The sequence below is a fragment of the Rhizobacter sp. P3_C12 genome (assembly GCF_056402735.1).
Map to the genome: position 1 here is coordinate 1 of NZ_JBFUGW010000113.1, position 20107 is coordinate 20107.

The 20107-nt window shown below is 67.9% G+C and carries 19 protein-coding genes; 13 read left to right on the forward strand and 6 right to left on the reverse strand.

Features of this window, described 5'->3' with window-relative positions:
* From AC1DXV_RS18065 to ompA, 3 genes are all read right to left on the reverse strand, one after another.
* The coding region (locus AC1DXV_RS18065) for an HAD family hydrolase (protein WP_477934806.1) at positions 1-280 on the reverse strand (280 nt) is incomplete at its 3' end.
* The gene (gene ubiG, locus AC1DXV_RS18070; RefSeq protein WP_477874070.1) at positions 277-978 is read right to left on the reverse strand and encodes a bifunctional 2-polyprenyl-6-hydroxyphenol methylase/3-demethylubiquinol 3-O-methyltransferase UbiG; all 702 of its coding nucleotides are present in this window, start codon (positions 976-978) and stop codon (positions 277-279) included. The genes AC1DXV_RS18065 and ubiG, both read right to left, overlap by 4 nt.
* A 128-nt stretch (positions 979-1106) precedes the next feature.
* Positions 1107-1781: an outer membrane protein OmpA gene (ompA, locus tag AC1DXV_RS18075; RefSeq protein WP_477934808.1), complete on the reverse strand. Its 675-nt coding sequence runs from the start codon at positions 1779-1781 to the stop codon at positions 1107-1109.
* Positions 1782-2058: 277 nt separating this feature from the next.
* Between ompA and gyrA the strand changes: the two genes are divergently transcribed.
* From gyrA to AC1DXV_RS18140, 13 genes are all read left to right on the forward strand, one after another.
* Positions 2059-4713, forward strand: coding sequence for a DNA gyrase subunit A (gene gyrA / locus AC1DXV_RS18080; RefSeq protein ID WP_477934810.1), 2655 nt, complete (start codon positions 2059-2061; stop codon positions 4711-4713).
* A complete protein-coding gene (locus AC1DXV_RS18085; RefSeq protein ID WP_477934812.1) occupies positions 4713-5372 on the forward strand; it encodes a hypothetical protein in 660 nt (219 codons plus the stop codon). The genes gyrA and AC1DXV_RS18085 overlap by 1 nt, the downstream gene beginning before the upstream one ends.
* A gap of 54 nt (positions 5373-5426) precedes the next feature.
* On the forward strand, positions 5427-6533 hold the full coding sequence (gene serC / locus AC1DXV_RS18090) for a 3-phosphoserine/phosphohydroxythreonine transaminase (RefSeq protein ID WP_477869889.1): 1107 nt from the start codon (positions 5427-5429) through the stop codon (positions 6531-6533).
* Positions 6526-7632: a prephenate dehydratase gene (gene pheA, locus AC1DXV_RS18095; protein ID WP_477934814.1), complete on the forward strand. Its 1107-nt coding sequence runs from the start codon at positions 6526-6528 to the stop codon at positions 7630-7632. Before serC ends, pheA begins: the two co-directional genes overlap by 8 nt.
* A 2-nt stretch (positions 7633-7634) precedes the next feature.
* Positions 7635-8519 (forward strand): prephenate dehydrogenase, encoded by an 885-nt coding sequence (locus AC1DXV_RS18100; protein WP_477869893.1) that lies wholly within the window; start codon positions 7635-7637, stop codon positions 8517-8519.
* A gap of 10 nt (positions 8520-8529) precedes the next feature.
* Positions 8530-10554: a bifunctional 3-phosphoshikimate 1-carboxyvinyltransferase/cytidylate kinase gene (locus AC1DXV_RS18105; RefSeq protein WP_477934816.1), complete on the forward strand. Its 2025-nt coding sequence runs from the start codon at positions 8530-8532 to the stop codon at positions 10552-10554.
* Positions 10555-10693: 139 nt separating this feature from the next.
* Positions 10694-12412 carry a 30S ribosomal protein S1 gene (rpsA, locus tag AC1DXV_RS18110; RefSeq protein ID WP_052203807.1) on the forward strand — a complete coding sequence of 573 codons (1719 nt, stop codon included), beginning with the start codon at positions 10694-10696 and terminating at the stop codon, positions 12410-12412.
* A gap of 43 nt (positions 12413-12455) precedes the next feature.
* Positions 12456-12788 (forward strand): integration host factor subunit beta, encoded by a 333-nt coding sequence (locus AC1DXV_RS18115; protein ID WP_052203810.1) that lies wholly within the window; start codon positions 12456-12458, stop codon positions 12786-12788.
* A 50-nt stretch (positions 12789-12838) separates the two neighbouring features.
* Positions 12839-13165 (forward strand): LapA family protein, encoded by a 327-nt coding sequence (locus AC1DXV_RS18120; protein ID WP_477868954.1) that lies wholly within the window; start codon positions 12839-12841, stop codon positions 13163-13165.
* Complete coding sequence (gene lapB / locus AC1DXV_RS18125; RefSeq protein WP_477934818.1) at positions 13155-14306, forward strand: lipopolysaccharide assembly protein LapB; 1152 nt, start codon at positions 13155-13157, stop codon at positions 14304-14306. The genes AC1DXV_RS18120 and lapB overlap by 11 nt, the downstream gene beginning before the upstream one ends.
* Complete coding sequence (rfaE1, locus tag AC1DXV_RS18130) at positions 14306-15256, forward strand: D-glycero-beta-D-manno-heptose-7-phosphate kinase (protein ID WP_477934820.1); 951 nt, start codon at positions 14306-14308, stop codon at positions 15254-15256. Before lapB ends, rfaE1 begins: the two co-directional genes overlap by 1 nt.
* Positions 15253-16245 carry an ADP-glyceromanno-heptose 6-epimerase gene (gene rfaD, locus AC1DXV_RS18135; RefSeq protein WP_477873504.1) on the forward strand — a complete coding sequence of 331 codons (993 nt, stop codon included), beginning with the start codon at positions 15253-15255 and terminating at the stop codon, positions 16243-16245. Before rfaE1 ends, rfaD begins: the two co-directional genes overlap by 4 nt.
* Positions 16246-16353: 108 nt before the next feature.
* Positions 16354-16665, forward strand: a complete 312-nt coding sequence (locus tag AC1DXV_RS18140) for a ComEA family DNA-binding protein (protein WP_477873503.1) — start codon at positions 16354-16356, stop codon at positions 16663-16665.
* 711 nt (positions 16666-17376) lie between these two features.
* On the opposite strand, the gene AC1DXV_RS18145 is transcribed toward AC1DXV_RS18140, so the two are convergent.
* From AC1DXV_RS18145 to AC1DXV_RS18155, 3 genes are all read right to left on the reverse strand, one after another.
* Complete coding sequence (locus AC1DXV_RS18145) at positions 17377-18567, reverse strand: patatin-like phospholipase family protein (protein WP_477934822.1); 1191 nt, start codon at positions 18565-18567, stop codon at positions 17377-17379.
* Between the two features lie 53 nt (positions 18568-18620).
* Positions 18621-19046, reverse strand: a complete 426-nt coding sequence (locus tag AC1DXV_RS18150) for a hypothetical protein (RefSeq protein WP_477872932.1) — start codon at positions 19044-19046, stop codon at positions 18621-18623.
* 114 nt (positions 19047-19160) lie between these two features.
* A partial coding sequence (locus AC1DXV_RS18155) for a helix-hairpin-helix domain-containing protein (protein WP_477934824.1) occupies positions 19161-20107 on the reverse strand: 947 nt, incomplete at its 5' end.

The following is a 20107-nucleotide window of genomic DNA, read 5'->3' on the forward strand; positions in this document are numbered from 1 at the left end:
CCGCGTCGAACGTGCGCGTGTGCTGCGTCATGCGCTGCTCGTAGCGGTCGAAGAATTCGTCGCGCAGCGCGATGAAGCCCTCGTCCGCCGGTACCACGCCGAGCGCGATACCGATCATCCCGCGCGCCCCCGACCCCACCATCGGCCGGAACTGCTCGAACGGCAGCGGCTCGAGGCCACGCGCCGCGCGCATGTCGTTGCCGGTGCCGGCCAGGTCGGGCGCGCTGTCGATCAGGGTGCCGTCCAGGTCGAACAGCACCGCCTTCACGCGCAGGCTCACAGCGGCTTCCTGCAGGCGAACAGGTAGTTCACGCTGGTGTCGGCCGAGAGCCAGTAGCGCCCGGTCAGCGGGTTGTATTCCATGCCGCGCGTGCCCTCGAGCGCGAGGCCTGCGCTACGCGCCCATTGCGCCAGTTCGCTCGGCTTGATGAAGCGCGCGTACTCGTGCGTGCCCTGCGGCAGCAGCTTCAGCAGGTACTCCGCGCCGACGATCGCGAACATGAAGGCCTTCGCGTTGCGGTTGATCGTCGAGAAGAACACCCAGCCGCCCGGCTTCGCGAGCGTCGCGCAGGCCTGCACGATCGACGATGGATCGGGCACGTGCTCCATCATCTCCATGCAGGTGACCACGTCGAACTGCCCCGGCGCCTCGTCCGCCAGCGCCTCGGCCGCGACCTCGCGGTACTCGATGCCGGTGGTGCCGGCTTCCATCGCATGCAGTTGCGCCACCTTCAGCGCCTTGCCGGCGAGGTCGATGCCGAGCACGTCGGCGCCCTTGCGCGCCATCGAATCGGCCAGGATGCCGCCACCGCAGCCGACGTCCAGCACCCGCTTGCCCTTCAGCGCGGCGAGCCGGTCGATCCACTCCAGCCGCAGCGGGTTGATCTGGTGCAGCGGGCGGAACTCGCTGTCGGGATCCCACCAGCGATGAGCCAGGTCGCTGAATTTGGCGAGCTCTTGAGGGTCGGCGTTGATCATGAGGCCGTCAGTTTGACATGTCGGGGCCGACATATTCGAGGCAGAGGAATCTCCGCGCAGCAGGTATTCCCCCGCGAAAACAAAAAACCCCGCCGAGGCGGGGTTTGTCGTGCATCAGCCGAGGCTGATCACTTGTTGCGCGTACCGACCACTTCGATTTCGACGCGGCGGTTCTTCGCGCGGCCTTCGGCGGTCTTGTTGTCGGCGACAGGCTGCTTCTTGCCCTTGCCTTCGGTGTACACGCGGTTCTTCTCGATGCCCTTGCTCACCAGGTAGGTCTTGACCGCTTCGGCACGAGCGACCGACAGCTTCTGGTTGGCGGCGTCGCCACCGATCGCATCGGTGTGGCCGACGGCGATGATGACTTCGAGGTTCACGCCCGAGGTCTTGCTGACCAGGTCGTCCAGCTTCGTCTTGGCTTCCGGCTTCAGCGTCGACTTGCCGAAGTCATAGAAAGCGTCAGCGGCGAAGGTGACCTTCTCGGAGACCGGAGCGACCGGCACGACCACCGGGGCCGGCGGAGCGACCGGAGCCGGAGCCACCGGGGCCGGGGCGGGAGCCGGGGCCTGTGCAACCGGGGCCGGTGCAGGCGGCGGCTTCAGCGCGCCGTCACAAGCCTGGTTGGCAGTCGCCGGCGTCCAGTTGGCATCACGCCAGCAGAGTTCGTTGGTGCCATTCTTCCAGGGAAGGCCGGTGCTGTTGACCCAGTTGTCAGCACCGTTGGACTGCGCGAACGCAACAGACGCGGAAGCGGCGAGTGCGGCGGTTGCGAAGAGCGATGCCACTTTATTCAGTTTCTTCATGATTCTCCTCTTGAGGAATGTCGCAGATGGCCTGCAGAACGTCCAAACCGGAATCGGAAAGGTACGGTGAAACCCTCGGTCCCGAGCGCCCACCACCGTCGACGGATTGTGCCATAGGGCCTCTAGCGACCCGGATTTTGGCCCGGGGTCGCGGCTTCGTCCTACGAGAGTCGAATCAGATGTTGCGCAAGCACTACAACGGCCGCGAATTAGAATCGCGGATTGCGCTCACGGGCCCGCCAGCGCCCGTCTTCTCCGGCTCCGCCGACGACCTCGAATGACCCAGTTCGCCAAGGAAACCCTGCCGATCAGCCTCGAAGAGGAAATGCGCCGCTCGTACCTCGACTACGCGATGAGCGTGATCGTGGGGCGCGCACTGCCCGATGCGCGCGACGGCCTGAAGCCGGTGCATCGCCGCTCGCTCTTCGCGATGCACGAATTGAACAACGACTGGAACCGGCCCTACAAGAAGTCGGCCCGTATCGTCGGCGACGTGATCGGCAAGTACCACCCGCACGGCGACCAGTCGGTCTACGACACCATCGTCCGGCTGGCGCAGGATTTCTCGATGCGCCACATGCTGGTCGACGGCCAGGGCAACTTCGGCTCGGTCGACGGCGACAACGCCGCGGCGATGCGCTACACCGAAATCCGCCTCTCGAAGATCGCCCACGAGCTGCTCGCCGACCTCGACAAGGAAACCGTCGACTTCGGCCCGAACTACGACGGCTCCGAGAAAGAGCCGCTGGTGATGCCCACGCGGATGCCCAACCTGCTGGTGAACGGCTCCGGCGGCATCGCGGTGGGCATGGCCACCAACATCCCGCCGCACAACCTCAACGAGGTGATCGACGCCTGCCTCCACCTGCTGAAGAACCCCGGGGCCACGATCGACGAACTGATCGAGATCATCCCGGCCCCTGATTTCCCCACCGCCGGCATCATCTACGGCACCAGCGGCGTGCGCGACGGCTACCGCACCGGCCGCGGCAAGGTCGTGATGCGCGCGAAGTGCCATTTCGAAGACATCGACAAGGGCTCGCGCCAGTCGATCATCGTCGACGAGATCCCGTACCAGGTGAACAAGAAGACCCTGCTCGAGCGCATGGCCGAGCTGGTCCACGAGAAGAAGATCGAGGGCATCAGCCACATCCAGGACGAGTCCGACAAGTCCGGCATGCGCGTGGTGATCGAGCTGAAGCGCGGCGAGGTGCCCGAGGTCGTGCTGAACAACCTCTACAAGCAGACGCAGCTGCAGGACACCTTCGGCATCAACATGGTCGCGCTGATCGACGGCCAGCCGAAGCTCTGCAACCTCAAGGACCTGGTCAGCATCTTCCTCGAGCACCGCCGCGAGGTCGTGACCCGCCGCACGGTGTTCGAGCTGCGCAAGGCGCGCGAGCGCGGCCACGTGCTCGAAGGCCTGGCGGTGGCGCTGGCCAACATCGACGAGTTCATCGAGACGATCAAGACCTCGCCCACCCCGCCGGTCGCGAAGGCCGCGCTGATGAGCAAGTCGTGGGATTCCTCGCTGGTGCGCGACATGCTGTCGCGCGCCGAAGGCGAGACCCCGGGCGGGCGCGACGCCTACCGCCCCGAAGGCCTGCCGCGCCAGTACGGCATGCAGCCCGACGGCCTGTACCGCCTCTCCGACGACCAGGCCGGCGAGATCCTGCAGATGCGCCTGCAGCGCCTGACCGGCCTCGAGCAGGACAAGATCGTCGGCGAGTACAAGGAAGTGATGGCGGAGATCGCCGACCTGCTGAACATCCTCGCCACGCCGTCGCGCGTGACGACGATCATCACCGAGGAGCTGATCGCCATCAAGCTGGAGTTCGGCCAGACCAAGGCCGGCGCGCGCCGCAGCCAGATCGAGCACAACGCGCAGGATCTGGGCACCGAAGACCTGATCACGCCGACCGACATGGTCGTGACGCTCTCGCACACCGGCTACATCAAGAGCCAGGCGCTGTCCGAGTACCGCGCGCAGAAGCGCGGCGGACGCGGCAAGCAGGCCACGCAGACCAAGGAAGACGACTGGATCGACCAGCTCTTCATCGCGAACACGCACGACTACATCCTGTGCTTCACCAACCGCGGCCGGGTCTACTGGCTGAAGGTCTGGGAGGTGCCGCAGGGCTCGCGCAATTCGCGCGGCAAGCCGATCGTCAACATGTTCCCGCTGCAGCAGGGCGAGAAGGTCAACGTGGTGCTGCCGCTGACCGACGGCTTCCGCAGCTTCCCGGCCGACCACTTCGTGTTCATGTCGACCGCGCAGGGCGTGGTCAAGAAGACTGCGCTCGATGAGTTCAGCAACCCGCGCAAGGCCGGCATCATCGCGGTCGACCTGGATGAAGGCGACTTCCTGATCGGCGCCGCGCTCACCGACGGCAAGCACGACGTGATGCTGTTCAGCGATGGCGGCAAGGCGGTGCGCTTCGATGAAGACGACGTGCGCGCAATGGGCCGCGGCGCCCGCGGCGTGCGCGGCATGATGCTCGACGACGGCCAGAGCGTGATCGCGATGCTGGTCGCCGAGGACGAGACGCAGAGCGTGCTGACCGCCAGCGAGAACGGCTACGGCAAGCGCACGAGCATCGTCGAGTACACCCGCCACGGGCGCGGCACGAAGGGCATGATCGCGATCCAGCAGACCGAGCGCAACGGCAAGATCGTCGCCGCGACGCTGGTGCGCCCGGACGACGAGATCATGCTGATCACCGACAAGGGCGTGCTGGTGCGCACCCGTGTCTCCGAGATCCGCGAGCTGGGCCGCGCGACGCAGGGCGTCACGCTGATCGCGCTCGACGGCGGATCGAAACTGAGCGGCCTGCAGCGCATCGTCGAGAACGATGCCAATGCGGACGGAACCGAGCCTGGGGATGYCCCCGGCGATGGCACGGGCGACACCCCGACGGAAGGAGAAGCCTGATGCGCCGCCTGATCACGATCGCCCTGCTGGGCAGCACGGCGCTGGGCGCCTGGGCCCAGTCGACTCCGGCCACGCCGGCCACCGCATCGGCCCCCGCCACGCCTTCCAGCCCTGCGAAGAAAGCCCTGGTGCAGCGCGTGCTGACGCTGCAGCAGCCGGCGCTCGAGAACACCGCCCGCGAGGTGGCCGAGCGCCCGGCGATGCAGCTCACGAGCGCCGCGCAGCAGTACCTGCAGCAGCGCGTGCCAGCCGACAAGCGCGAAGCGATGTGGACGCAGGTGCAGGCCGCCGTGCGCAAGTACCTGGCCGAGGCGGTACCGCTGGTCAAGGAACGCGCGCTGGCGTTGAGCCAGACGGCGCTCGCCGGCATGCTCGACGAACGCTTCACCGAAGACGAGCTGAAGCAGTTGGTCGTGACGCTCGAGAACCCGGCCTTCAAGAAGTTCCAGCAGGCGATGCCCGAGATCAGCGACAAGTTCGTGCAGAAGCTGATCGCCGATGCCGGCGCTTCGGTGGACCCGAAGCTGAAGGCGCTCGACATGAGCATCTCGACGGCGCTCGGCGTGCCGCCGGCCGCAACGGGCGCATCCGCCCCGGCAGCCGCCGCACCGCGCGCCGCCAGGCCTGCCGCGCCTGCGGCCTCCAAGGCGGGGAAGTGACCCCCAAAGCGGCCCTCCAGTGACCCTTCTTCGCTGACCGACCGGATGAGCGCGATGCAACGCCCGTACAACTTCTCCGCCGGCCCGGCCGCGCTGCCCGAAGAGGTGCTGCGGCAGGCCGCCGCCGACATGCTCGACTGGCACGGCTCGGGCATGAGCGTGATGGAGATGAGCCACCGCGGGCGCGAGTTCGCGAGCATCTACGAGCAGGCCGAAGCCGACCTGCGCGGGCTGCTGGCCGTGCCGGCGAACTTCCGCATCCTGTTCATGCAGGGCGGCGGGCTGGCCGAGAACGCGATCGTGCCGATGAACCTGTCGCGCGGCGGCGTGGTCGACGTGGTGGTCACCGGCGCGTGGTCGCAGAAGTCGTACAAGGAGGCGCAGCGCTATGCGCAGGCGCGCGTCGCCGCGAGCAATGCCGACGACCGGCACACCCGCATCCCGGCACCCGGGACCTGGTCGCTGAGCCCGGACGCGAGCTACGTGCATGCGTGCACCAACGAGACCATCCACGGCGTCGAGCTGCACACGCTGCCCGACCTCGCTGCGCTCGGCTCGAAGGCACCGCTGGTGATCGACTGCTCGTCGCACATCCTGTCGCGCGCCATCGACTGGTCGCGCGTGGGCCTGGCGTTCGCCGGCGCGCAGAAGAACATCGGCCCGGCCGGGCTGACGCTGGTCTTCGTGCGCGACGACCTGCTCGGCCATGCGCTGCCGATCTGCCCGAGCGCCTTCGACTACAAGACCGTGGCCGACAACGGCTCGATGTACAACACGCCGCCCACCTACTCGATCTACATCGCCGGGCTGGTGTTCCAGTGGCTGAAGGCGCAGCGCGAAGGCGCGGCCGCGGGCGTCGCGGCGATGGAGCAGCGCTCGATCGCCAAGGCCGGGCTGCTGTACGGCTACCTCGACGGTTCGGAGTTCTACGTGACGCACGTCGATCCCGCCAGCCGCTCGCGGATGAACATTCCCTTCTTCCTGCGCGACGAATCGCTGAACGACGCCTTCCTGGCCGGCGCCAAGGAGCGCGGGCTGCTGCAGCTGAAGGGCCACAAGAGCGTCGGCGGCATGCGCGCGAGCCTGTACAACGCGATGCCGCTGGCCGGCGTGCAGGCGCTGGTGGCGTACATGCGAGAATTCGCCGCGCGCCATGGCTGACCCGACACCTGCCCCCCACCCTGACCTGCTGGCCCTTCGCACCCAGATCGACCGCGTCGACCGAGAGCTGCTGGGCCTGCTGAACCAGCGCGCCCAGTTCGCGCTGCACGTCGGCGAGTTGAAGAAGAAGGAAGGCTCGGTCGCGTTCCGCCCCGAGCGCGAGGCCCAGGTGATCGACGGCCTGAAGCAGGTCAACCCCGGCCCGCTGGCCAGCGACAGCGTCGCACCGATCTGGCGCGAGATCATGTCGGCCTGCCGCGCGCTCGAGACACCCACCCGCGTCGCCTACCTCGGCCCGTCGGGCACCTTCAGCGAGCTCGCGGTGCTGGGCTTCTTCGGCTCGTCGATCGTCAAGGTGCCGTGCGCCAACTTCGACGAGGTGTTCCATGCGGTCAGCGCCGGCTCGGCCGATTTCGGCGTGGTGCCGGTCGAGAACTCGACCGAGGGCGTGGTCACGCGCTCGCTCGACCTGTTCCTGACGACGCCGCTGTTCATCATCGGCGAGACCAGCCTGTTCGTACGGCACAACCTGCTGCGCCGCGAGAACGCGCTCGAGAACCTGACGGCCGTGTGCGCGCATCCTCAGGCGCTGGCGCAGTGCCACGGCTGGCTCAGCAACCACCTGCCGAACGTCGAACGCCGGCCGGTCGCGAGCAATGCCGAAGGCGCCCGGCTCGCCCAGCAGGACCCGAGCATCGCCGCGATCGCGAGCGAGCGCGCCGCCAGCGAGTTCGGCCTGCACATCGTCGCGCCGGCCATCCAGGACGACGCGCACAACCGCACCCGCTTCACGGTGCTCGCCCACCCGCACCAGCATCCGCAGCCGAAGGCCTCGGGCCACGACTGCACGAGCCTGATCGTGTCGGTGGCCAACAAACCCGGCGCGGTGCACGACATGCTGGTGCCGCTGAAGCGCCACGGCGTCTCGATGACGCGTTTCGAATCCCGCCCTGCGCGGTCCGGCCAGTGGGAGTACTACTTCTACGTCGACCTGCAGGGCCACCCCGACGAGCCCCATGTCGCAGCCGCGTTGAGCGAGCTGCGCGAGGTGTGCGCTTTCTTCAAGGTGCTCGGCACCTATCCCATCGACGTCCATTGACCATGTTCAACCAACTCGGCGTGATCGGTGTCGGCCTGATGGGCGGCTCGTTCGCACTCGCCCTGAAGCGGGCCGGGCTGGTCAAGCGCGTGGTCGGCTACAGCAAGTCGCCCTCCACCACAGAGCGCGCCCGCAAGATGGGCGTGATCGACGTGGCGGCCGAATCGGCGCTGCTCGCGGTGTCGGGCTCCGACATCGTGCTGATGGCGGTGCCGGTGTCGGCCACCGAGGCCACCTTCAAGGCGATCCGCCACCTGGTGGAACCGCACGTGCTGTTCATGGACGTCGGCTCGACCAAGCGCGACGTGGTCGATGCCGCGCGCCGCGTGCTGAAGGAGCGCGTCAGCGCCTTCGTGCCGGCGCACCCGATCGCCGGCAAGGAAGTGGCCGGCGTCGCGCATGCCGACGCCTCGCTGTACACCGGGCGGCAGGTGATCATCACGCCGCTGCCGCAGACCTCGCCCGAGCTGGTGCAGAAGGCGACCGACGTGTGGTCTGGGATCGGCGCGCAGGTGCTGCGCATGACGGCCGAGAACCACGACGCCGCGTTCGCCGCCGTCAGCCACCTGCCGCACATGCTGGCCTTCGCGTTCTTCAGCTCGGTGGCAAAGCAGCCGGCGGGCAAGGATTTCCTGTCGCTGGCAGGCCCCGGTTTCCGCGATTTCACGCGCATCGCCGCGAGCGACCCCGAGGTCTGGCGCGACATCCTGATGTCGAACCGCGAAGAGATCCTGAAGCAGTCGATGCGCTTCCGGCACACGCTGGATGCGCTCGAGCACGTCATCAAGACCGGCAATGCGGAGGCGCTCGAAGGGCTGATCCGCAATGCGTCCGAAGCGCGCTCCAGCTGGCAGATGGGCTCGGGCAAGCCGAGTTCTTCGCGCTGACCCATCACCGATGTTCACGACACCGTTCCTCGACCTCCCTCCCCTTGCATCCGCCGACGGCAGCGTCCGACTGCCCGGCTCGAAGAGCATCTCCAACCGCGTGCTGCTGCTGGCCGGGCTCAGCGCTGGCACGACGGTGGTGCACGACCTGCTGGATTCCGACGACACCCAGGTGATGCTGGCCGCGCTGCGCGAACTCGGCTGCGGCGTCGAAGCCGATGGCAGCGCCTGGCGCATCACCGGGCTCGGTGGCCGGCTCGCGACGCGCGAGGCGAGCCTGTTCCTCGGCAATGCCGGCACCGCGATGCGCCCRCTGACCGCCGCGCTGGCGGTGCTGGCCGCCACGCAGAACGGCCGCTTCGAGCTGCGCGGCGTGCCGCGCATGCACGAGCGCCCGATCGGCGACCTGGTCGACGCGCTGCGCCAGCTCGGCTGCAACATCACCTCGCTCGGCCAGGAAGGCTACCCGCCGCTGCGGCTCGCCGCCGCCGACCTGCGACTGAACACCGCGCAGCCGATCCGCGTGCGCGGCGACGTCTCCAGCCAGTTCCTGACCGCGCTGCTGCTCGCGCTGCCGCTGGTGTCGGCCGAGCATGCGGTGACGATCGAGGTCGACGGCGAGCTGATCTCCAAGCCCTATGTCGACATCACGCTGAACCTGCTGGCGCGCTTCGGCATCCAGGTGCAGCGCGACGGCTGGCAGCGCTTCGTCATTCCGCAAGGTAGCGCCTACCGCTCGCCGGGCAGCATCCACGTCGAGGGCGATGCGTCGTCGGCGTCGTATTTCGTCGCGCTGGGCGCGATCGCCGCCTTCGACGGGCGGGCGCTGCGCATCGAAGGCGTCGGCGACGATTCCATCCAGGGCGACCTGCGCTTCATCGACGCCGCCCGCGCGATGGGCGCCGACGTGCGCAGCGGCCCCGGCTGGCTGGAGGTGCGCCGCGGCGCCTGGCCGCTGAAGGCGATCACGCTGGATTGCAACCACATCCCCGACGCCGCGATGACGTTGGCGGTGATGGCGCTGTACGCCCGGGGCACGACGCGCCTGGAGAACATCGCCAGCTGGCGCGTGAAGGAGACCGACCGGATCGCCGCAATGGCGACCGAGCTGCGCAAGCTCGGCGCAGCGGTCGCCGAAGGGCCGGATTTCATCGAGGTGACGCCGCCGGCCGCCTGGCGTGCGGCGGCCATCCACACCTACGACGACCACCGGGTCGCGATGTGCTTCTCGCTGGCCGCGTTCAACCCGCTGGCGACACCGACGAGCACGGCGAACGGGGTGCCCGTGCGCATCCTCGACCCGCGCTGCGTCGCGAAGACCTTCCCCGACTACTTCGAGGCGCTGTTCGGCGTGGCGCAGCCCGGCCCCGCCGGCGTGCCGGTGATCACGATCGACGGCCCGACCGCCTCCGGCAAGGGCACGCTCGCGAGCGCAGTCGCGCAGGCGCTGGGCTATCACTTCCTCGATTCCGGTGCGCTGTACCGGGCGACCGCGCTGTCGGCGCTGGATGCCGGCGTCACCGAGACCGACGAGCCCGGCCTCGCGAAGATCGCCGCCGGCCTGCAGCTGGCGTTCCACGACCAGCGGATCTGGCTGGCGGGCCGCGATGTGAGCGATGACCTCCGCCAGGAGCATGTCGGCGCGATGGCCTCGAAGGTGTCGGCCTGGCCGGCTGTCCGACAGGCGCTGCACGAGCTGCAGCTGTCGCACCGCCGCCTGCCCGGCCTGGTGGCCGACGGACGTGACATGGGCACGGTGATCTTCCCCGGCGCCGACCTGAAGGTGTTCGTCGTCGCAAGCGCTGCCGTGCGGGCCGAACGGCGCCATAAGCAGTTGATTTCTAAGGGAATTTCGACTAGTATCGATGACCTTCGAGCCGACCTTGAAGCGCGCGACGCCCGGGATCAGAACCGGGCGGTTTCGCCTCTGAAGCCGGCCGAGGGCGCGAAGGTGCTCGACAACTCGGCACTGACCATCGACGAATGCGTCAAGGCAGTGCTGGATTGGTGGGAAGCTTCGCGACACTTCAGTTGAAGCCGGCGCACACCGGCCCCAATTGAATCGATTGGCCCGCTGCCTCCCCTCCTGCACCGCTCTTGGCTCAACGAGAGACGTGCACCGAGACAGCGGATCTTCAACCTAACCGCAACGCAAGTTGCACCCGGAAATCCACATGCCTCAAACCCAAACCGCCACCAACCAAGGCGGCGAATCCTTTGCCGCCCTGTTCGAAGAATCGCTGAAGCGCTCGGAAATGCGCAGTGGCGAGGTCATCACCGCCGAAGTGGTGCGTGTCGACTACAACTTCGTGGTGGTGAACGCAGGCCTCAAGTCCGAAGCCTACGTGCCCATTGAAGAATTCAAGAACGACCAGGGCGAGCTCGAAGTCCAGGTCGGCGATTTCGTGTCGGTGGCCATCGACGCGATCGAAAACGGCTACGGCGACACCATCCTGTCGCGCGACAAGGCCAAGCGCCTGGCCTCGTGGCTGTCGCTCGAGAACTCGCTCGAATCCGGCGAGTTCGTGACCGGCACCGTCAACGGCAAGGTCAAGGGCGGCCTGACCGTCCTCGTGAACGGCATCCGTGCCTTCCTGCCCGGCTCGCTGCTCGACACGCGCCCGGTCAAGGACATGAGCCCGTTCGAGGGCAAGACCATGGAGTTCAAGGTCATCAAGCTCGACCGCAAGCGCAACAACGTCGTGTTGTCGCGCCGTGCCGTGGTCGAAGCCTCGATGGGCGAAGAACGCGCGAAGCTGCTCGAAACCCTGTCCGAAGGCGCGATCGTCAACGGCGTGGTCAAGAACATCACCGAATACGGTGCGTTCGTCGACCTGGGCGGCATCGACGGCCTGCTGCACATCACCGACATGGCCTGGCGCCGTGTCCGCCACCCGAGCGAAGTCGTTCAGGTCGGCCAGGAACTGCAGGCCAAGGTCCTCAAGTTCGACGCCGAGAAGAACCGCGTCTCGCTGGGCATCAAGCAGCTGGGCGACGACCCGTGGCACGGCGTTTCGCGCCGCTACCCGAACGGCACGCGCCTGTTCGGCAAGATCACGAACATCGCCGACTACGGCGCGTTCGTCGAGATCGAGCCGGGCATCGAAGGCCTGGTGCACGTCTCCGAAATGGACTGGACCAACAAGAACGTCGCCCCCAGCAAGATCGTCTCGCTGGGCGACGAAGTCGAAGTCATGGTCCTCGAGATCGACGAAGACAAGCGCCGCATCAGCCTGGGCATGAAGCAGTGCAAGGCCAACCCGTGGGAAGAGTTCTCGACCACGGTGCAGCGCGGCGACAAGGTCAAGGGACCCGTCAAGTCGATCACCGACTTCGGCGTGTTCGTGGGCCTGGCTGCCGGCATCGACGGCCTGGTGCACCTGTCCGACCTGTCGTGGAACGAGCCGGGCGAAGCCGCGGTCCGCAACTACAAGAAGGGCCAGGAAGTCGAAGCCGTGGTTCTGGCGGTCGATGTCGAGCGCGAACGCATCTCGCTGGGCATCAAGCAGCTCGACTCCGATCCGTTCACGAGCTACACCTCGGTCAATGACCGCGGCATGATCGTCAACGGCAAGGTCAAGACGGTCGACGCGCGCGGCGCCGAGATCCAGCTGAACGACGACGTCACCGGCTACCTGCGTGCTTCCGAAATCAGCCGCGACCGCGTCGAAGACGCGCGCAACGTGCTGAAGGAAGGCGACGAAGTCTCGGCGCTGATCATCAACATCGACCGCAAGACGCGTTCGATCCAGTTGTCGATCAAGGCCAAGGACAACGCCGACCAGCAGGAAGCGATGCAGCGCCTGTCGACCACGAACGAGCGCGAGACCGCCGGTACCACCAGCCTGGGCGCCCTGCTGCGCGCCAAGCTGGACAACCAGAACAACGGCTGATCCCGTCGTTCCCCTGACCGAACCCCGAGGATCAACAGGACCCATGACGCGTTCCGATCTCGTGACCCGGCTGGCAGAGCAGTTCAGCCAGCTGACGCATCGCGACACCGAGTTCGCCGTCAAGACCATCCTGGATGCGATGTCCGATGCGCTCGCGCGCGGGCACCGCATCGAGATCCGCGGGTTCGGCAGTTTCTCGATCAACCGCCGCCCGCCGCGGGTGGGGCGCAATCCCCGCTCCGGCGAGCAGGTGGTGATCCCCGAGAAGCTGGTTCCGCATTTCAAACCCGGCAAGGCCTTGCGCGAAGCCGTCGACGAGCAGGTTCCGCTCGAAGACGACCAGCCGATGCCGATCACGCCGCTGACGGGCACCTGAGCCCGCTGCTCTCTCGCTTCGCGCCGCCGACCTAGAATCGCCGGCAAATGATGCGCGTCGCCGTCTGGCTCTTTCGAGCCTTCATCTTCTTCAGCCTCTTCGCGTTCGCGCTGAACAACCAGCACGACGCCAACGTGCGCTGGTTCTTCGGCCAGGAATGGCATGCCCCGATGGTGTTCGTCGTGCTGAGCGCCTTCGCGTTCGGCTGCGCCTTCGGCGTGCTCGCGATGGTGCCGAGCTGGTGGCGCAACCACCGCCTCGCACAGCACCGCCTGCGGCGCCGCGGCGACCATCCCGAGCTGGCTGACAGCGCCCTGACGCCGTCTTCCGAGCTCCCCACCCGATCCGATTCCCACCCCCCGCGCGATGGACTTTGACTACCAGTGGTTCCTGCTCGGCCTGCCGGTCGCGTTCGCCCTCGGCTGGCTGGGCTCGCGCCTCGACCTGCGGCAATGGAAGCGCGAGCAGCGCRACTCGCCGAAGGCCTACTTCAAGGGCCTGAGCCTGCTGCTGAACGAGCAGCAGGACAAGGCGATCGACGCCTTCATCGAAGCCGTGCAGCAGGATCCGGACACCTCCGACCTGCACTTCGCGCTCGGCAACCTGTTCCGCCGCCGCGGCGAATACGAGCGCGCGGTGCGCGTGCACCAGCATCTGCTGAACCGGGCCGACCTGCCGCGCGCCGACCGCGAGCGCGCGCAGCACGCGCTGGCGCAGGACTTCATGAAGGCCGGCCTGTTCGACCGCGCCGAAGAGGCCTACAAGGCGCTCGAAGGCACGGCCTTCGACACCGAGGCGCGCCTCGCGCTGCTGACGCTGCACGAGCGCTCGCGCAACTGGCGCTCGGCGGTCGAGGTGGCGCAGAAGCTCGAGCGCAGCGGCACCGGCTCGTTCGCGTCGCGCATCGCGCACTACTGGTGCGAGCTGACCCTCGATGCCGATGCGCGCCAGCAACAGGCCGACGGCGACGACGCGCTGCGCCGGGCGCGCAGCGTGGCCCCGCAGGCGGCCCGCCCGAAGGTGGTGGCCGGCCAGCGCGCCTTCGCGCGCGGCGACCATGCACAGGTCATGCAGGCCTGGGGCGAGCTGATGACGACGCACCCGGTCGCGTTCAACCTGGTGGCCCGCGACTACGCGAACAGCGCGATCGCCGCGGGCGATGTCGCCGGTGCCCTGGAGCGGCTGCGCGCGCTGTACGGCCGCGCGCCGACGATGGACCTGCTGGCCGCGATCACGCTGCTCGACCCGGGCGCTGCGGTGCAACGCGGGCGCCTGCTGACGCACCTGCAGACGCAGCCCAGCCTGTCGGCCGCGCAGGAGTTGCTGCGCGTCAGCGCCGGCGACACGCTGAGCAGCGACGAGACGCAGGGCCTGCGCGAGGCCATCGGCCGCGCCGCGAAGCCGCTGCAGCGCTACCGCTGCGCCGCCTGCGGTTTCGAGGCGCAGCACTATTTCTGGCAATGCCCGGGCTGCCTGAGCTGGGACACCTACCCGCCGCAACGCCTGGAGGATTTGTGATGACGGCTTCGATCGACCCCGAGCGCCTGGCGCGCGCGCGCGTGCTGATCGTCGGCGACGCGATGCTCGACCGCTACTGGTTCGGCGCCGTCGATCGCATCTCGCCGGAGGCGCCGGTGCCGGTGGTGCGCGTGAACCGCGAGGAAGAGCGCCTGGGCGGCGCGGCCAACGTCGCGCTGAACGTCAAGACGCTGGGCGCGCAGGCGACGCTGCTGACGGTGGTCGGCAACGACGAGCCGGCGCAGAAGCTGCAGCGGCTGCTCGAGCAGCAAGGCGTCAACACGGTGCTCGGGCGCGATCCGCAGCTCTACACCATCGTCAAGCTGCGCGTGATCGGCCGCTCGCAGCAGCTGATCCGCGTCGACTTCGAGAACCAGCCCGACCACGAGGTGCTGTCGGCGATGCTGGGCGACTACGAGCGCGAGCTGGCCCGCCACGATGCGGTGCTGTTCTCCGACTACGGCAAGGGCGGGCTCACGCACATCCCGCGCATGATCGAGCTCGCGCGCGCCGCGGGCAAGCCGGTGCTGGTCGATCCGAAGGGCAGCGACTACAGCCGCTACGCCGGCGCCACGGTGATCACGCCGAACCGCGCGGAGCTGGCGCAGGTGATCGGCGCCTGGGGCAGCGAGGCGCAGCTGCACGAACGCACCCAGGCGCTGCGCCGCGAGCACGGGCTCAGCGCGCTGATGCTGACCCGTTCCGAAGAAGGCATGTCGCTGTTCGACCAGAACGCCGACGGCAGCGACGCCCACACCCGCGTGCCGGCGCAGGCGCGCGAGGTGTTCGACGTGACCGGTGCCGGCGACACGGTGATCGCGACGCTGGCCGCGATGCTCGCGTGCGGCGTCAACCTGCGCGAGGCCATGCCGATCGCCAACCGCGCCGGCGGCATCGTCGTCGGCAAGTTCGGCACGGCCAGCGTCAGCTACGAGGAGTTGTTCGAATGAAGGTGGTTGTCACTGGCGCGGCCGGCATGATCGGCAGCAACATCGTCCACGGGCTCAACGCCATCGGCATCGACGACGTGATCGCCGTCGACGACCTGACCGACGGCCCGAAGTACCGCAACCTGCTGGGCGCGAAGCTCAGCGACTACTTCGACAAGGGCGAGTTCTACACGCGCTTCGCGAACGGCGACTTCGGCAAGGTCGACGCGGTGCTGCACCAGGGCGCGTGCTCCGACACGATGGAGCACGACGGGCGCTTCATGCTCGACACCAACTACCGCTGCAGCAAGGACCTGCTCGACGCCTGCCAGGCGCAGGGCACGCGGCTGCTGTATGCGTCGTCGGCGGCCACCTACGGCGGCAGCGAGACCTTCCGCGAAGAGCCGGCGTTCGAGCGGCCGCTGAATGTGTATGGCTATTCGAAGCTGTTGTTCGACAACGTCGTGCGGCGCATGCTGCATGCCAACCGCAGCCAGGTGGTGGGCTTCCGCTACTTCAACGTCTACGGCCCGCGCGAGCAGCACAAGGGGCGCATGGCGTCGGTGGCCTTCCACCACTTCAACCAGTTCCGCGAGACCGGCAAGGTGAAGCTGTTCGGCGAATACGGCGGCTACGCGCCGGGGGCGCAGAACCGCGATTTCGTGTTCGTCGACGACGTGGTCGCGGTGAACCTGTGGTTCCTGCAGCACCCGGGGCAGAGCGGGATCTTCAACCTGGGCACCGGGCGCGCACAGCCGTTCAACGACGTGGCCGAGGCCACCGTCAATGCGTCGCGCGCGCTGAAGGGCGAGCCGCTGCTGCCGTTGAGCGAACTGGTCGCGAAGGGACTCATCGAGTACATCGACTTCCCGCAGGCGCTGGTCGGCAAGTACCAAAGCCATACCCTGGCTGACCTGTCGCGACTGCGCGCAACAGGTTGCGACCATGCGTTCACCGATGTCGCCGGTGGCGTGAAGCGCTATGTCGACTGGCTCGCGGCAGCAAGTTAAGAAGGTGCATCTGTACCGGTCCTGACCGGTCAACGCTCCATGGAAGGGCCCCGTTAGGGCGCCGGGTTGTCAATCGGCAATCCGTCAACCTTCCAGGAGAGGATCACCATGTTCAAGAAGACCATCATCGCCACGTTGCTGGCGCTGTTCTCGGCGCTGGCGTTTGCGGCAGGCGTCGACATCAACAAGGCGACGCAGGCCGAGCTCGAAGCGGTCAAGGGGATCGGTCCGGCGATGGCCACGCGCATGCTGACCGAGCGCAAGAAGGGTGAGTTCAAGGACTGGAGCGACGTGATGGGTCGCGTGAAGGGCGTGAAGGAGCACCAGGCTGCGAAGCTGTCCGATGCTGGCCTGACGGTCAACGGCGGGGCCTACAAGGCTGCTGCGGCTGACGCCAAGAAGGAACCGATGAAGAAGTGATCACCGCACCGGGCCACGAGCCTGGTTGCTGCAACGCCTCGCGGTATCGCGGGGCGTTTTTTCTTGCTGGGCGCGCAGGCTGCGGCAGGGGGACTGGCTGGGGGGCTCATGCCGGGGCGGTCGGTGCCCTGGGGGCACCGACTGCACTGCGAAGATCAGCTTTGGGGATGCATCGGCAAACTCCCTCCACTCACTTCGTTCGTTGTGGTCAAACACAGCCGATGAGTCAGTCTACGAAGCGCGCTGGCGCGCGCCATCCCCAAAGCCGATCTTCTCCGTCGCCCCAGAAATCGCCCCCCAGCCAGTCCCCCTGCCGCAACCTGCGGGACCGCTTGTGTTCGCGGATTTGCCAGCAATAGCGAACACTCGTAGCCCGGGTGCCAACCCGGGAATCAACGCTCACTTGTTCGCTTGTCACACCCCGAAGGAGCGGGGCGGTGCCACAAAGGCGCGGGCGGGGAGTCCGTGGAGCGCCAATAAAGACGGGTCGCCGGAGCTGGCTGGTTTCATGGCCCGCGTGCGTCAGCACGCTTCGTGCACTGACTGTCGCCGACTGTTTGACCACAACGAACGAAGTGAGTGGCGGGAGTTTCGGCGACGGGCCATGAAACCAGTCAGCGCAGGGGAGTCATCGCCCCCCGGGGGCGATGACCGACCCGGCCGGCGCGCCACGGACTCCCCGCCCGCGCCTTTGCCGCGCGAGAACCGACCTCAGCGAACACCCCACCCGAAGAACCGCGCCACCTCCTCGCGCCGCTTCAAGGTATCGGCCACCCCCAGCGCGACAAGCTCACGCGTATACGGCGCCTCGAACAGCAGGTAGCTCGCCAGCGCCGCACCGCGCGTATCGGCGCCGCGCCCCGAGACGCCGACGCCGCGCAGCAGCGCCCGCACCGGCGCCGGCAGACTCGCCAAATGCTTGGCCGCCAGGTCGTCCAGCCGCTCGCTCGGCGCGATCACCAGCACGTCGATCGGCCGCAGGCTGGTGCGCGCGAGCGCCTCTGCCGGCAGCAGCGACAGCGTGTTGTTGACCCGCTGCAGCCGCTCCACATCCACCGCCAGCGCATCGAGAAAGATGTTCGACAGCGCATGGCCGGCGATCTGCGCGATGTTCGGGTAGTCGCCGTTCACCTGCCGGCGCCCCGGCGGCTCGTGCATGCGGCCGGCACCGACCACCAGGATGCGGCTCGCCCCCAGGTGCACCGCCGGCGAGATCGGCGCCGATTGGCGCATCGAGCCGTCGCCGAAGTACTCGACCATGCCCTCGAAGTTCAGCGGCACGGCCGGGAACACGAACGGGATCGCGGCCGAGGCCAGCAGGTGCGGCACCGTGATCTCGTCGCGCACCGCGACGCGCTGCGAGCGCGTCCACGGCACGATGTCCTGCACCGAGTCGTAGAAGGTCACGTGCGTGCCCGAGCTGTAGCTCGACGCAGTGACCGCCAGCGCCTTCAGGTGCCCCGCGTTCATCAGCTCGTGCAGCCGGCCCACCGACACCATCTGCTTCAGCAGCGCCTCGAGCGGCGAGTTGTCGAGCAGCGAGCGCGGGCGCGCGCGGCGCCAGCGGGCGATCACCCAGCCGATCGACATCATCGTCAGCCAGCGCGCGCCGGTGCGGATCACGCCGATCGAGTCGGAGCGGTACACCTGCTCGGCGCGGAAGTTCTCCCACACCTCGCACAGCGCCGCGACGGCCGCGTCGAAATCGTCGCAATGGCTGGCCAGTGCGGCGGCATTGATCGCGCCGGCCGAGGTGCCGGTGATCACGGGGAAGGGGTTGCTGCGGTCGTCCGGCGAGACCTCGCGGCGGATCTGCGCGAGGGCCTTCAGGACGCCGACCTGGTAGGCGGCACGGGCCCCGCCTCCGGTGAGGATCAGGCCCGTGGTGGGTGATGTCGGCATGGGGCTCGAGTGTAGACACCCCGGGCCCGGAGACCGATCCGGTTCAGCCCGGATCAGTGGTCGTGCTTGTCGTGCTTGTCGTGCTTGTCATGCCCACGGCCATGGCCGCGGCCGCGGTCATCGCGGCGGTCGTGATCGTGGTCATGCTCGTGTTCACGGCGCCAGTGCTCCTGGTACCAGTCCTCGCGCACGAAGTACACCGGCTGGCCGCAGGCCGCGTACTGGCCGCAGTAGCGGCCCCAGTTCTTCTGGTGGCCCGGCGGCACGCGCAGGTAGATCGGGCGGCGCTCGACCACCACGGCCGGCGGCTGCTGGATGATGATCGGCTGCGGGTTGATCACGATCGGCGGCGGTGCATTGCCGATGTCGATGCGGCCATAGACGCCGGGCTGGCTGACGCTGACCGACACGCCGACGTCGGTGGCAAAGGATGAGGCACTGGCGACGGCCAGTGTGATCAGGGCGAGTGCTTGCTTCATATGCGACCTCCTGCGTGTTGACGCAGATCTGATGATGCGCTTAGAACGTTGCTGGAGCGTGTGGTGCCGACAGGGAATGTGCCAACTCGTGACTACTGGTAACCCCTGCCACCACTACTCGTAAACGATGCCGGCCCGCCCGTGCGCGCTCTCGACCCAGCGCGCCAGTGCCGCATCGCTCGGGAAGAAGCGGCTCTCCTCGCCCAGGTCGAGCTCGCCGACGGCCGCGTCGCGCTGCACCACCAGCCGCACCGCCAGGCCCTGCGTCGTCGTGCCCTGGTCGGTCTGCACGCGCCGGCTCGGGAAATCGCGCAGCACCTCGGCCACCGGCGGCACGCTGCCGTTGACCTCGACGCGCAGGTACTTGCCGAAGCGGCAGCGCGCGGTGGCCAGGTCCCACACCTGCTGCACGTTCAGGCGCATGCCGCCGGAGAAGCGGTCGGGCTGCACCTTGCCCGAGACGATGATCAGCTCGTCGTCCTTCAGCAGGTCCTTGTTGGCGTTCAGCAACTCCTCGTTGGCCACCGCCTCGATCGCCTCGCTCTTGTCGTCGAGCTTGAAGATCGCGACACGGCCGCGCTGGCCGTTGATCACCCGCAGGTCGCCGACGATGCCGGCCAGCATCTGCGGCTCGCGGCTGTCGATCACGTCGGCGATCTTGCGCTTGGCGAAGCGCCGCACCTCGTCGCCGCTCTGGTCGAACAGGTGGCCCGACAGGTAGAAGCCGAGCGCGACCTTCTCGAAGCTGAGCCGCTCCTTGATGCTCCACGGCGGCACCTGCACCAGCTCGGGCTCCTGCGTCGACGCCGCATGGGAATCTCCGAAGTCGAACAGCCCGCCCTGGTCGGCGTGCGCGGCCTGCGTGTCGGCGTACTCGAAGGCGAGCCCGATGCTCGCCACCAGCAGCGAGCGCTCCGGGTGCAGCAGGTCGAACGCGCCGGCCTTGATCAGCGCCTCGACGGTGCGCTTGTTCATGCGGCTGCGGTCGACCCGCGCGCAGAAGTCGAACAGGCTCTTGAACGGGCCGCCGTCGGTGCGCGCCTGCACGATCGCCTCGATCG

What these genes read in the sequence shown, in the direction of transcription:
- rfaE1 (WP_477934820.1), top strand. Translation starts at nt 14,306, where the DNA reads ATGACGGCTTCGATCGACCCCGAGCGCCTGGCGCGCGCGCGCGTGCTG.
- AC1DXV_RS18145 (WP_477934822.1), bottom strand. Translation starts at nt 18,567, where the DNA reads ATGCCGACATCACCCACCACGGGCCTGATCCTCACCGGAGGCGGGGCC.
- rpsA (WP_052203807.1), top strand. Translation starts at nt 10,694, where the DNA reads ATGCCTCAAACCCAAACCGCCACCAACCAAGGCGGCGAATCCTTTGCC.
- pheA (WP_477934814.1), top strand. Translation starts at nt 6,526, where the DNA reads ATGGCTGACCCGACACCTGCCCCCCACCCTGACCTGCTGGCCCTTCGC.
- AC1DXV_RS18115 (WP_052203810.1), top strand. Translation starts at nt 12,456, where the DNA reads ATGACGCGTTCCGATCTCGTGACCCGGCTGGCAGAGCAGTTCAGCCAG.
- AC1DXV_RS18140 (WP_477873503.1), top strand. Translation starts at nt 16,354, where the DNA reads ATGTTCAAGAAGACCATCATCGCCACGTTGCTGGCGCTGTTCTCGGCG.
- rfaD (WP_477873504.1), top strand. Translation starts at nt 15,253, where the DNA reads ATGAAGGTGGTTGTCACTGGCGCGGCCGGCATGATCGGCAGCAACATC.
- AC1DXV_RS18085 (WP_477934812.1), top strand. Translation starts at nt 4,713, where the DNA reads ATGCGCCGCCTGATCACGATCGCCCTGCTGGGCAGCACGGCGCTGGGC.
- ompA (WP_477934808.1), bottom strand. Translation starts at nt 1,781, where the DNA reads ATGAAGAAACTGAATAAAGTGGCATCGCTCTTCGCAACCGCCGCACTC.
- AC1DXV_RS18150 (WP_477872932.1), bottom strand. Translation starts at nt 19,046, where the DNA reads ATGAAGCAAGCACTCGCCCTGATCACACTGGCCGTCGCCAGTGCCTCA.
- AC1DXV_RS18100 (WP_477869893.1), top strand. Translation starts at nt 7,635, where the DNA reads ATGTTCAACCAACTCGGCGTGATCGGTGTCGGCCTGATGGGCGGCTCG.
- ubiG (WP_477874070.1), bottom strand. Translation starts at nt 978, where the DNA reads ATGATCAACGCCGACCCTCAAGAGCTCGCCAAATTCAGCGACCTGGCT.
- AC1DXV_RS18120 (WP_477868954.1), top strand. Translation starts at nt 12,839, where the DNA reads ATGCGCGTCGCCGTCTGGCTCTTTCGAGCCTTCATCTTCTTCAGCCTC.
- serC (WP_477869889.1), top strand. Translation starts at nt 5,427, where the DNA reads ATGCAACGCCCGTACAACTTCTCCGCCGGCCCGGCCGCGCTGCCCGAA.